Consider the following 12,495-nt stretch of genomic DNA (forward strand, 5'->3'; position numbering starts at 1 on the left):
CCCCTACTCCCCTACTCCCCTACTCCGTGAGCATCATGCCCTACCAATCCCCGATCTCCCCCGGCCGTTCCTGGTACGAGGACACGGCCGGCCCGCGACCCGAGTATCCGGCGCTGGACGGTGACCGGAGCTGCGACGTCGTTATCGTTGGGGGCGGTTTCACCGGCTTGTCGGCGGCGGTGCATCTGGCCAAGGCGGGCACCAATGTAGTTTTGATCGAGGCGTATCGCTTCGGAGAGGGCGCTTCCGGGCGCAATGGCGGCCAGCTCGGCACCGGGCAGCGCGCCTGGGCCGAGGAATTGGAGGCCGAGTACGGGTTTTCCCGCGCCAAGGCACTGTTTGACCTCGCCGAGGAGGCGAAGGCGCATCTGCTCGAATTCGCCGCCGCCAACCAGATCGATATCGACTACATGCCGGGCCAGCTCTCGGTTGCGCACAAGCCGCGCTATGTCGACGACTACAAGGCGCATGCCGAGATCATGGCCAGCCGCTTCTCCTATCCGCATATTTCGTTCATGGATGCGACGGAAACTGCGCAGCGGCTGGGCTCGACAGCTTATTTCGGCGGGACGCGCGACACCGGCACCGGCCATATCCATCCGATGAAACTGGTGATCGGCACGGCGCGGACGGCGACACAGGCCGGCGCACGATTGTTCGAAGCGACGCCGTCGACCGGCATTGTTTCGAGCGGCGGCACGGTGAAGGTTTCGACAGCCAGGGGGACGATCACAGCGCAGAAATGCCTGATCGCTGTCAATGCCTATGGCGGCACGCTCGAACCGGTGAGTGCCGCGCACATCATGCCGATCGGGTCGTTCATCGGCGCGACCGTGCCGCTTGGAGCGGATTCGAACGTGCTGCCGGGCGGCGAGGCCGTCGATGATTCCCGCTTCGTCGTGCGCTACTTCCGCAAGTCGAGGGATGGCCGGCTGCTGTTCGGCGGACGCGAGGTCTACGGCGTCAACGACCCCAAGGACATCCATATCCATATCCGCCGCCAGATCGCGGAACTCTATCCCGCACTGAGGGACGTCGAAATCACGCATGGCTGGGGCGGCTATGTCGGCATCACGGTACCGAGAAAGCCGTTCGTGCGCGAAGTCATGCCGAATGTGATCTCGGCCGGCGGCTATTCCGGCCACGGCGTCATGCTGTCGAACTTCTTCGGCAAGCTCTATGCCGAAACGGTAGCCGGCAACCGCGACCGGCTAAAGCTGATCGAGGATTTGAAGATTCCGCCGTTCCCCGGTGGCCGGCGCTTGCGCGCGCCGCTGCTTTTCCTGGCGCTCAACTGGTTCGCGTTGCGCGACAGGATTTAACAATTGTTGAGTAATATCATGGGGGCCGCGACATCCAAGCGTTGCAGAATCTTCAGCAATGGCGCACTGATGCCACAATCGCGGGCAAAAAGTGCAATCTCTAGGCGAATATAGACGGGGATTTTCTGCGGGCCCGCCCGCTGTTTGATTTGGGACCGGTGTGATCGACGCACGCATTGCGGTGTTTGATCGAAGAACATCGGCCCCTTATGGAGGTGGCAAGAGTGAGAGAGCCCTTCAGTTTCGGTGCTCCGGAACGTCGGCGCTTTGCCATGCAGTTCGGCTACGACATGCGCCCGTCATTCTGGCAGGAAGTCCGTTCGAACTCGCATCTGGTGATTGCCGCGGTCGGCACGGCCGCGCTGCTCGGCGTGGCCGCGGTGGCACTGTGGCTGGCATTGCCGGCGAACGAGCGGCAAGCGGTTGCCAATCCAGAGCAAGCCATTCCGGCCGTTCCGGTGAAGACGACGAAGATCGCGCCGGCGGGGATCACGGTAGCCGCGGCGGCGGTGCCGCAAGCGGCGCGAAAGTCCGACCAGGTCTCGCCGACCGTGGCTGTCTCGGAAGCCGCCATTCCGGCGCTCGCGGCGAACGACCCGCGCTGGACCGCCTCCCAATCGAAGACCGCACCGGCTGCTTCCGGCCAGTCGGCGAGCAAGGCCGGGCAGACGCCTGACAAGCCGGCGGCGGCGGCATTCGCGCAACCCGCTGCCGACACCGACGCCGCCACCGAGCTCGCCAAGGTCGCCGCACCGGCGCCGGCGGCGGGCAGCAGTCCCGATGGCGCGCAGACCGCCGCCATTCCCGCCGCGCAACCACAAGTACCGTCGCAGCAATCTGCCGCGCAGGATGACGACAGCAAGGCCGAACCGCGCAAAGCGGCCGCGGCTGGCACCGGGCGCATCCTCAGGGCCGTGACTATGCGTAGCGGCCCGAAGAAGAATGCGGCCGCCATCGTCACGGTGCCCGCCAAGACCTCGGTGCAAGTGATGAGCTGCAAGCGTTGGTGCCAGATCGTCTACAACGGCAAGACAGGCTGGGTCTACAAAACCTACATCAAGACCGGCGCCTGACGCACCAGCGCCACGATTAAGGCAGGCACGGCCGAGCCGATCTTTGGCGCAGCGATGACGGTGTGCGTCAGATGCAGCGCCCGCCGTCGACCTCCAGCGCAACGCCAGTAATGAAGACGGCCTCGTCGGATGCCAGCCACAGTGCCGCATTGGCGATGTCGAGCGGGGTCGAAAGCCGACCGAGGGGGATCGAGGCGCGGAATTTCTCGCGGATTTCAGGTGTATCGGCGCCCATGAATTTTTCCAGCATGCCGGTCTCGCCGGCCACCGGACACAGGCAGTTGACGCGGATGTTCTTCGGCGCGAGTTCCACCGCCATCGACTTGGTGGCGGTGATCGCCCAGCCCTTGGAGGCGTTGTACCAGGTGAGGCCGGGCCGAGGGCGCAGGCCAGCGGTGGAGGCCGTGGTCAGGATGACGCCCCCGCCTTGCCGCTCCATGATCGGCACGACGGCAAGGGCAGCATGATAGATGGCCTTCATGTTGACCGATGTGATCAGGTCGAACGTCGCCTCGTCGACTTCGAGCATGTCGCCATTGCGATGGGTGAACCCGGCATTGTTGACCATGATGTCGATACGTCCGAAGGCGCTTTTGGCGGCATGGACCATCTCGTCGAATTCGGAGCGCTGCGAAACGTCGGTCTGGGTCCAGATCGCCGCCTCGCCGATCTCGCCGGCTACGCGTTCGGCGCCCTTGGCATTGAGGTCGGCCACGACGATCCTGGCGCCCTCCTCGGCGAAGCGACGGGCAATGCCCTCGCCGAAACCCGAAGCGGCCCCGGTGACGATGGCGACCTTGTCCTTCAGACGCATGTTTTTCCGCTCCCTGGGTTCATCGCGTGGCTTTTACCGCGGGCTGCCGGCGTCATGGCCTGTGCCACGACAGGCAAAGCGCTGATTCTCCCTTAGCTTTCGTCACATTCACGTCCTATGCTGCAACTGCGAAGGCTTGGCGGAGTTGTCGTTTGCCGACAAGCCTTCGCTTGGTGCCAGTGTCAAGCGCACATCTGGACCGACGCAAATATGTAGCGATCGGTCGTCGATGTGACACCATGGCACTGGAAAATTTAAATCGATTAGAATATATCAGCCGCGTACTCGCGACCGGCGTCAAAGCGGATAGACCATGACCAGCCAGATCATCCCCGTCGACCCTTTCGACTTCATCATTTTCGGTGGCACCGGCGACCTGTCGGAACGCAAACTTCTGCCGTCGCTCTACTATCGCCAGCGCGACCATCAATTTTCCGAGCCAACCCGCATCATCGGCACATCGCGTTCGAAGATGAGTGATGACGAATTTCGGGCTTTCGCCAAGCAGGCTATTTCCGACCACGTCAAGGCGGCCGATATCGATCCCAAGGAGCTCAAGACCTTCCTGGCGCGGCTTTCCTATGTCCCGGCCGATGCCACGAGCGGCGCGGGGTTCGACAGACTGAAAAAGGCGATCGGTGACAGCGACTGCATCCGCGCCTTCTATCTGGCGGTGGCGCCGGCGCTGTTCGGCGACATCTCGCACAAGCTGAAAGAACACGACCTGATCACGCCGAATTCGCGCATCGTGCTGGAGAAGCCGATCGGCCGCGACCTCGCCTCTGCGCAAACGCTCAACGATCTGGTCGGCGACGATTTCCACGAAAGCCAGATCTTCCGCATCGACCACTATCTCGGCAAGGAAACGGTGCAGAACCTGATGGCGCTGCGTTTTGCCAATGCGCTCTACGAGCCGCTGTGGAATTCCGCCCATATCGACCACGTGCAGATCACCGTCGCCGAGACGGTCGGCCTGGAAGACCGTGTCACCTATTACGACAAGGCCGGCGCGCTGCGCGACATGGTGCAGAACCATATGCTGCAACTGCTCTGCCTGGTGGCCATGGAAGCGCCATCGTCGATGGACGCCGACGCCGTGCGTGACGAGAAGCTGAAGGTGCTGCGCGCGCTCAAGCGCATCAACGGCAACGAGGCGCCGAAGCACACGGTGCGTGGACAATACCGCGCCGGCGCTTCCGCAGGCGGGCCGGTGAAAGGCTATGTCGAGGAGCTCGGCAAGGACAGCAACACCGAAACCTTCGTCGCGATCAAGGCCGAGATCGGCAACTGGCGCTGGGCAGGCGTTCCGTTCTACCTCAGGACCGGCAAGCGGCTGGCAACCCGGGTCTCGGAGATCGTCATCGAGTTCAAGCCGATCCCGCATTCGATCTTCGGCGGCGACAGCGCCGGGCCGATCTTCGCCAACCAGCTGGTCATCCGGCTGCAGCCCGACGAAGGCGTCAAACAATTCATCATGATCAAGGACCCGGGTCCGGGCGGCATGCGGCTGCGGCAGATTTCGCTCGACATGAGCTTCGCGCAGTCCTTCGACGGCCGCGCGCCGGACGCTTATGAACGGCTGATCATGGATGTCGTGCGCGGCAACCAGACGCTGTTCATGCGCCGCGACGAGGTCGAGGCCGCGTGGAGGTGGATCGACCCGATCCAGAACGCCTGGGAAAGCGCCAGGCAGGAGGCGCAGGGCTATACGGCGGGCACCTGGGGACCTTCGGCCTCGATAGCGCTGATCGAACGTGACGGGCGGACATGGCACGAGAGCAATTGAACAGCGCCAGCTACAACTGGAATGGCTTTTCCGACCGCGCGGAACTGGCGGCTGCGCTGGCCGGCCGCGTCGCCGACCGGCTGGCAAAGGCAATCGCGGCGCGCGGCACGGCGTTACTGGCCGTTTCCGGCGGCACGACGCCGGCAAAATTCTTTGCTGCCCTGTCGGGAATACCGATCGCCTGGGACAAGGTAACGGTGACGCAGATCGACGAGCGCTTCGTGCCGGCCTCCTCGCCGCGTTCCAATGCCGGACTGGTGGCCGCCAATCTGTTGCAGAACGCGGCTGCGGCGGCACGGTTCGTGCCGCTCTATCACGAAGCCGTCAGCATCGAGGATGCCGCGGCATCGGACAATGCGGCGCTCCAGTCCCTGCCCTGGCCGCTCGACGTCGCCGTGCTCGGCATGGGACCTGACGGCCATACCGCCTCATTCTTTCCCGACGCCGACGATCTGGCGAAATTGCTCGACCCGTCCTCGCACAGGATCGTGCTGCCGGTTCATGCGGCAAGCGCCGGCGAGCCGCGGCTGACCCTGTCGCTGGCGCGCATCGTCGATGCCGGCTTCCTGGCGCTGCACATAGAGGGCGAGGACAAACGCACCGCCTTCGACGGCGCGGTGGCACCCGGTCCGCGAAAGCCGATCCGCGCCGTGCTCGACGCCGCCCCCAGGCCTGTAGAGGTTTTCTGGGCACCCTAACTCTAGACTTATCTGGTCCCGGCAAACGGCGGGAGGATGTTTCCGGGACCTCGCTTGAAAGGACCGAACGCCATGACCGCAAGACGCGATATCGAAGCCATCACGGAGCGCATCCGCCAACGCTCCAAGCCGGGCCGCGAGCGCTATCTCGGCCGCATCGCCAGCGCATCGAACCAGACCGCCAACCGGGCGGTGCTGTCCTGCGGCAATCTTGCCCATGGCTTTGCCGTGTGCAGCCCCTCGGAGAAAGTGGCGCTGGGTGCCGACAAGGTGCCGAACCTCGGTATCATCACCTCCTACAACGACATGCTGTCGGCGCATCAGCCCTTCGAGACATTCCCGGCGCTGATCAAGGAAGCGGCGCGGGAGGCCGGCGGCATCGCCCAGGTTGCCGGCGGCGTGCCGGCGATGTGCGACGGTGTCACCCAGGGGCAGCCGGGCATGGAGCTTTCGCTGTTCTCGCGCGATGTCATCGCCATGGCGGCCGCGATCGGCCTGTCGCACAATATGTTCGACGCCGCCGTTTATCTGGGCGTCTGCGACAAGATCGTGCCCGGGCTGGTGATCGCGGCACTGACCTTCGGCCATCTGCCGGCGGTGTTCATTCCGGCCGGGCCGATGACGACAGGCCTGCCCAACGATGAAAAGGCCAGGGTTCGCCAGCTCTATGCCGAGGGCAAGGCAGGCCGCGCCGAACTGCTGGAGGCCGAGTCCAAATCCTACCATGGACCGGGGACATGCACCTTCTATGGCACGGCCAACTCCAACCAGATGTTGATGGAGATCATGGGCCTGCACACGCCAGGCGCTTCCTTCGTCAATCCGGGCACGCCGCTGCGAGATGCCTTGACCCGCGAGGCGACCAAGCGGGCGCTGGCGATCACCGCGCTTGGCAACGCCTATACGCCGGTCGGGCGGATGATCGACGAGCGTTCCATCGTCAACGGCGTGGTTGGCCTGCACGCGACCGGCGGCTCGACCAACCATACCATTCATCTGATCGCCATGGCCGCAGCCGCTGGGATCGCGCTGACCTGGCAGGATATTTCCGACCTCTCGGAAGCGGTGCCGCTCCTGGCGCGCGTCTATCCCAACGGGCTTGCGGATGTGAACCATTTCCATGCCGCCGGCGGGCTCGGCTTCCTCATTCGCGAGCTGCTCGACGAAGGCGTGCTGCATGAAGATGTGCAGACGGTATGGGGCGAAGGCCTGCGACCCTACGCAGTCGAGGCAAAGCTCGGTGCCGACGGCAGCGTCGTGCGCGAAGCCGCCCCGCGCGCGAGTGGCGACGCGAAGGTCCTGGCGCCGTTCAAGAAAGCCTTTCAGCCGACGGGCGGCCTCAAGGTGCTGGCCGGCAACCTCGGCCATGCCGTCATCAAGACGTCCGCGGTGAAGCCGGAACGGCGCCTCATCGAAGCGCCGGCCAAGGTGTTCGACAGCCAGCAAGGGCTGAACGAAGCCTTCAAGGCCGGCACGCTTACCGGCGACTTCATCGCCGTCATCCGCTTCCAGGGGCCGAAGGCCAACGGCATGCCGGAACTGCACAAGCTGACCACCGTGCTCGGCATCCTGCAGGATCGCGGCCAGCGCGTCGCACTGGTCACGGACGGGCGCATGTCTGGCGCCTCCGGCAAGGTGCCGGCGGCGATCCATGTCACGCCGGAAGCGGTCGAGGACGGCCCGATCGCCAGGATCCACGACGGCGACATCATCCGGCTGGATGCCGATGCCGGCACGCTTGAAGTGCTGGTACCGGCGGCGGAATTCGCGCTGCGTCGGACAGCGGAAGCCGATCTCATCGGTAATGAGTTCGGCTTTGGCCGTGAGCTCTTCGCCGGATTCCGGCAGCTGGTGGGTCGAGCCGACCATGGGGCCAGCGCGTTTGGAACCGACGCAGCGGAATTCGCACTGCAATGAAAAGGGACGGCTCCTGGCCGCCGTAGCTGAAATGTGGATTACTTGCTTGTCGCGGGGATCGTCGTCAAAGCCGGTTATTTTGTTGCGAAGATTAGGATTTCTGAGATCGGACGTGGCCGAAAGGGCAAAGCACAAGGCTTTCCGTAAATAACTCGCCCCACTGTGCTTCTCGAATGCAACTGCTCTCCGCTGGCGGCGTACGCTAGCTGTTCATGATTCCTCCGAATCACCACAAAATCTCAATTTTTCGTCAGCTCGCCATATGGGCAAATTCGCGAAGCTGCCGAAACTACGACATGCAAGCCGAAACTCCTCGGTGACGCCAGCTATGCGACGGCCTTCGCCACCATGTCCGGATGCTGACCGATCACGCGCACATAGGCGATAGCGAAATCCGGCGCGGTTGCCCGCGCCTGCTCCCAATCGCGTAGCGTGCCGACCGGAACCCGGAAGCGGCTGGCGAACTCGGACTGCGACAGGCCAAGCCCGGTCCTCGTCTTGCGGATCAGGCGGGCGCGCTGGCCCCGGTCCATCGCCCCAGCCGTCACGTCGAAGTCATCGGCGTCAGCCGGGTCAGCAGGTAGCGAGATATGCTCGTTCTTCACCCTTGTTGCTCCTTCTCACTGAGATGAAGCGGGGCTGTTCACCCCGCCAGACGAAGACGCCGGTGAACAGCTTCTCCCCGACGATGCCGACCACCTTGAACCGTTCCTCGCCGTCGATCTCTCGGATGGAGGGGATAATCAGATGGTTGTCGTCCTCAAAAATCCGATCGCCAAAGGCTAGCGGTAACTTGTGCTTTTCGCGGTTCGCCGCATCCTTGGCAGAGTCGAACCTGTCCTGCGTCATGGGCTACAATCATACGGGATTTCCGTATAGACCGCAAATCCCCTTTTCACTCGTGAAATGTCGAGGGTTTTAGGAGCGCGACAAACCCACAGAGGAAAGGCGCTTAAACCGCTCGGTATGGTAACTGGAGCCGCTGGGTAAACCTTCGCTCGGCCGGCTAAAGCGCCGGCGATTTCGGGCAGCACATTCATCGCATCTCGGCCATGGTCGAGCTTTCAGCACGGCCGGAATGTCGTAGGTGTCGTTGATTGACTTGACGGTTCGCCAATCGAGACCGGCCTGGTAGGCCGGCTCGTGGGCCGCCCCTTCTGTTGCTGACAACCAAACCCTACTGAACCGTGATCTCGGCCCGTTCGCCAGCCTTGACTGTCACCGGCATCTCCTTGTCATGACCCTCATCCGACATATGCCGGACGACGACATAATCGCCGGCGGGGATCGTCTGCTGCCAGTTGTCGCCGTAGTTGAAGCCGAGCGATTTGCGCTTGCCATCGATGTCCTTTTTCGACGAAAACACCTCAATCGAATAAGCGCCGGGCGCCGATATTGCGAGCACGCCCGCATCGAGCACGACCTTCACGTCCTGGCTGTCGCCGGGCTTGATGCTGAAAGGCTGCTCGACGACGGCGAGATCGAGCGTTGTCACCGCCACATAGTCGTCGGGCGGCAGCCAGAACTTGCTGTCGGCCCCATAGGAGTGCTCGACGCTGTCGCGGCTGCCGTCGATCTTCTTCTTCGCCTTGACGATCTCAAAGCCGATGGCCGAATTGTCGGCCTTCTCGCCGCCAGACGTATAGTAGGCATTGAGCATGGCCTGGCCGACGCCGACCACGACGTCCTTTTCTACGGTCTGCCCGGCGGCGAGCTGGATTGTTTCCGTCACCGTGCCGGCACCGATCTGCACCGTCACCTTCTGTTCGCCCGCCGGCACGATGGCCTGGGTGTCGCCGTAATGGGTGGTGCTGCCACCGGGATAGGCGAAATCGACGCGGGCTTCGCTGCTGATCTCGGCACCCTGGCTGGCATGCGGGTGAATGATCAATGTGCCGGCGTTCAGGATAAAGAGCGGTTTTTGGACCTGGCCGGCCTCGATCTTGACCTTCTGCTCGACCTTGGCTTCGTCGTCGCGCGCGACGACGATATAGTCGCCGGGATCGAGTTTGCCGCTATAGCTGCCATATTCGGTGGTGACGGACTCGCCGCGCGAGCCGTCGGGGTTGGCTTTGTAAATCTCCCAGGCATTGCCGTCGGTGATCGGCTCGCCGCCTTCGGCCATCACCACGGTCGGCTGGAAATTGAAAGCAGGCCTTGCAGGCTCCGGCGCAGGCGCTGGCGCTGGCGCCGGTTCGGTTGCCGGCGCCGGCGCGGGGGGCGGTGACGGCGCCGGTGCGGCGACGGTTTCGACCAAAGCTTGCCGCAGCGCCTTCTCGTCGGACGCCTGGATGTACCTGCCGCCGGTGTTGTCGGCGAGGCAAGCGATCTGCTTGCCTTCGTCGGCCGTAAGGCCAAAGCCGACAACGTCGGCTGTGAAATCGACGCCGGACGATTCGAGTTCCTTGCCAAGCGCGCAAGGATCGCCGCCACAGGTCTCGAGCCCGTCGGTGATGAGAATGACGGTCGCCTTGTCCTCGGTGTATTTCAGCGCTTCGGCCGCCTGCTTGACGGCTGATGTCAGCGGCGTCTTGCCGAGGAATTTCATGCTGTCGGCCGCGGCCGAAATCGCGCTCGCCGCGCCGGCCTGCGGCGGTACGATCAGCTGGATGTCCTCGCAACTGCCTTTCTTGCGATGGCCATAGGCCATGAAACCGAGTTCATCGTCGGCGGGAACCGATTGCAGCACGCTTCTCAGCGACTCACGGGCGATTTCCAGCTTGGGCCTGCCGTCGATCTGCGCCCACATCGACCCTGAAGCGTCGAGGATGATGATGAGCTTGTTCGCGGCAAAGCCGAATGTCGTCATCGACAAAAGGAGAAACGCCGCAGCGACGCTCCGTGCAAGTCCCGCCATCAAAATCTCCTGAGTAGCCGCCCCGTCCGCCGGCTGAAGCTATTTGAGCCCACCCTGGGACACAAGCCCGGACGCGGCTTGTCCGCGGCTTAGTAGGTGGTGCGGCGCTCTTCGGAAGGCGGGCGGCCAAACTGCAGCCGGTAGCTCTGGGCAAAATAGGAATGCGAGGTGAAGCCGGTGGCGATCGCCACATCGAGGATCGGCATGTTGGTCTGGCGCAACAATTCGCGCGCCCGCTCCAACCGCAGCCGCATGTAGTAGCGGCCGGGCGTGACGTTGAGGTGGCGCAGGAACAAACGCTCCACCTGACGCACCGAAAGGCCGGCCGATTTGGCGAGCTGCACCGCCGAGAGCGGCTCGTCGAGATGGTCGGCCATCAGCTCGACGATGCGCCTGAGCTTCTCCGACTTGCCGGTGAGATCGCGCTCCGGCCCGACGCGCTGGCGGTCGCCGGCCGAGCGGATGCGCTCGTGCTGGAACTGGTTGGCGACGCCATTGGCGAGGTTCGAGCCGAAGTCGCCGCGCACGATCTCCAGCATCAGGTCGATCGAGGTGGTGCCGCCGGCGCAGGTGTAGCGCTTGCGGTCGATCTCGAAGACGTTGCCAGTGCAGTTGATGTCGGGAAAGCGCTCGACGAAGCCGGCGCGGTTCTCCCAATGGATGGTGCAGCGATAGCCGTCGAGCTGGCCGGCCTCGGCCAGCAAATAGGATCCGACCGACAGCGCGCCGAGCGCATTGCCGCGCCGGCCCCAGCTGCGCAGCGCCGCCAGAACCTTGCTCTTGCCGGGAAACTCCGTGGTCAGCCCGACCGAGACGAAGAGGATGTCGACCGGCGGAAGGTCGGCAACCGCATAGTCGATCTTGAGCGGCAAGCCGTTGGACGCCATCACCGGATCGCCATCGGCCGATACCGTCGTCCAGCCGTAGAAATCGCGGCCGAGCAGCCGGTTCGCCGAACGGAACGTGTCGATCGCGGCGGCCAGCGAGAACATGGAGAACTTGTCGACCAGCAGGAATGCGAATTGCCGGCCGCCTTGAACGGGATCATTCATGACCGGCCGTTCCAAGGGAATAGTTGGGTTCGGCAAAGCTGCTGCTTTCTGGTGGTCAGAAGGAGGGCCGTTTCAACCCGGCCGCAAGGTAGGCGGAGGCTAACGTATTGGCCATCAGCATGGCAATGGTCATCGGCCCGACGCCGCCGGGCACGGGCGTGATGGCGCCGGCGGCCTTGGCCGCTTCGGCATAGGCGACATCGCCGACGAGGCGGGATTTGCCCTCCCCCTTCTCCGGGGCCGGGATGCGATTGATGCCGACGTCGATGACGGTTGCGCCGGGCTTCACCCAATCGCCCCTGATCATCTCCGGCCGGCCAACCGCGGCCACGAGAATGTCGGCGGTGCGGGCCAGTCCCGGCAGATCCTTCGTGCGGCTGTGCGCGATGGTGACGGTGCAATTGGCGGCAAGCAGGAGATTGGCCATCGGCTTGCCGACGATGTTGGAACGGCCGACGACGACGGCATTGAGGCCCGACAGATCCTTGCCGCGCACGCGCTCGATCAGGAGCATCGAGCCGGCGGGCGTGCAGGGAACGAAAGCGGTGTCGAGTTCGCCGGTGCCGAGCTTGCCGACATTGATGAAATGGAAGCCGTCGACATCCTTCTGCGGCGCGATCGCCTGGATGACCTTGCCGGCGTCGATGTGGGCGGGAAGCGGAAGCTGCACCAGGATGCCGTTGATGGCCGGATCGGCGTTGAGGTCGGCGATGATCTTGAGCAGCGCCTCCTGGGAGGTATCCGCCGGCAGCGTGTGCTGGACCGAATGAAAGCCGCATTCCTTGGCGGTGCGGGATTTGGAGGCGACATAGACCTGGCTCGCCGGATCCTCGCCGACGATGACCACGGCGAGACCGGGCTGGATCTTGCCCTTGGCGACAAGCTCGGCGGTCAAGGTCTTCACCGTCCGCACCACGTCTTCGGCAACGCTTTTGCCGTCAATCACTTCGGCCATATGAATCACCCCTCGATACGT

11 protein-coding genes and 1 pseudogene are annotated in these 12,495 nt (G+C 63.8%); 5 read left to right on the plus strand and 7 right to left on the minus strand.

Translation table 11 applies throughout. The features are described 5' to 3' along the window. Positions 1-35: 35 nt before the first annotated feature. Entirely contained in the window at positions 36-1,322 is a 1,287-nt protein-coding gene (locus FJ426_RS00005) for an FAD-binding oxidoreductase (RefSeq protein WP_140824703.1), read from the plus strand. Positions 1,323-1,546: 224 nt separating this feature from the next. Further along, on the plus strand, positions 1,547-2,395 hold the full coding sequence (locus tag FJ426_RS00010) for an SH3 domain-containing protein (protein ID WP_140562177.1): 849 nt from the start codon (positions 1,547-1,549) through the stop codon (positions 2,393-2,395). A gap of 67 nt (positions 2,396-2,462) precedes the next feature. Here FJ426_RS00010 and FJ426_RS00015 read toward each other — a convergent pair whose 3' ends face one another. Next, positions 2,463-3,209 (minus strand): SDR family oxidoreductase, encoded by a 747-nt coding sequence (locus tag FJ426_RS00015; RefSeq protein ID WP_140513390.1) that lies wholly within the window; start codon positions 3,207-3,209, stop codon positions 2,463-2,465. Between the two features lie 313 nt (positions 3,210-3,522). Between FJ426_RS00015 and zwf the strand changes: the two genes are divergently transcribed. The 3 genes from zwf to edd all read left to right on the plus strand — a co-directional run bounded on the left by zwf (position 3,523) and on the right by edd (position 7,610). Next, the gene (zwf, locus tag FJ426_RS00020; protein WP_140501096.1) at positions 3,523-4,995 is read left to right on the plus strand and encodes a glucose-6-phosphate dehydrogenase; all 1,473 of its coding nucleotides are present in this window, start codon (positions 3,523-3,525) and stop codon (positions 4,993-4,995) included. Continuing rightward, on the plus strand, positions 4,977-5,693 hold the full coding sequence (gene pgl / locus FJ426_RS00025) for a 6-phosphogluconolactonase (protein ID WP_140562179.1): 717 nt from the start codon (positions 4,977-4,979) through the stop codon (positions 5,691-5,693). The genes zwf and pgl overlap by 19 nt, the downstream gene beginning before the upstream one ends. 72 nt (positions 5,694-5,765) lie before the next feature. Further along, complete coding sequence (gene edd, locus FJ426_RS00030; protein WP_140525577.1) at positions 5,766-7,610, plus strand: phosphogluconate dehydratase; 1,845 nt, start codon at positions 5,766-5,768, stop codon at positions 7,608-7,610. 326 nt (positions 7,611-7,936) lie between these two features. Here the strand turns inward: edd and FJ426_RS00035 are convergent, their stop codons facing one another. The 6 genes and pseudogenes from FJ426_RS00035 to folD all read right to left on the minus strand — a co-directional run bounded on the left by FJ426_RS00035 (position 7,937) and on the right by folD (position 12,474). Continuing rightward, complete coding sequence (locus FJ426_RS00035; protein ID WP_140501090.1) at positions 7,937-8,215, minus strand: helix-turn-helix domain-containing protein; 279 nt, start codon at positions 8,213-8,215, stop codon at positions 7,937-7,939. Next, positions 8,184-8,459, minus strand: a complete 276-nt coding sequence (locus tag FJ426_RS00040) for a BrnT family toxin (RefSeq protein WP_140501088.1) — start codon at positions 8,457-8,459, stop codon at positions 8,184-8,186. Before FJ426_RS00040 ends, FJ426_RS00035 begins: the two co-directional genes overlap by 32 nt. Next, a pseudogene (locus FJ426_RS31650) lies at positions 8,456-8,747 on the minus strand (hypothetical protein); the annotation flags it as partial. The pseudogene FJ426_RS31650 and the gene FJ426_RS00040, both read right to left, overlap by 4 nt. 40 nt (positions 8,748-8,787) lie before the next feature. Further along, positions 8,788-10,467 carry a VWA domain-containing protein gene (locus FJ426_RS00050; protein ID WP_140676725.1) on the minus strand — a complete coding sequence of 560 codons (1,680 nt, stop codon included), beginning with the start codon at positions 10,465-10,467 and terminating at the stop codon, positions 8,788-8,790. Between the two features lie 89 nt (positions 10,468-10,556). Further along, positions 10,557-11,519: a GlxA family transcriptional regulator gene (locus FJ426_RS00055; protein ID WP_140501084.1), complete on the minus strand. Its 963-nt coding sequence runs from the start codon at positions 11,517-11,519 to the stop codon at positions 10,557-10,559. 55 nt (positions 11,520-11,574) lie between these two features. Further along, positions 11,575-12,474 carry a bifunctional methylenetetrahydrofolate dehydrogenase/methenyltetrahydrofolate cyclohydrolase FolD gene (gene folD, locus FJ426_RS00060; protein ID WP_140501082.1) on the minus strand — a complete coding sequence of 300 codons (900 nt, stop codon included), beginning with the start codon at positions 12,472-12,474 and terminating at the stop codon, positions 11,575-11,577. Positions 12,475-12,495 lie beyond the last annotated feature (21 nt).

The organism is Mesorhizobium sp. B2-6-4, assembly GCF_006441495.1.
Taxonomy (GTDB): domain Bacteria; phylum Pseudomonadota; class Alphaproteobacteria; order Rhizobiales; family Rhizobiaceae; genus Mesorhizobium.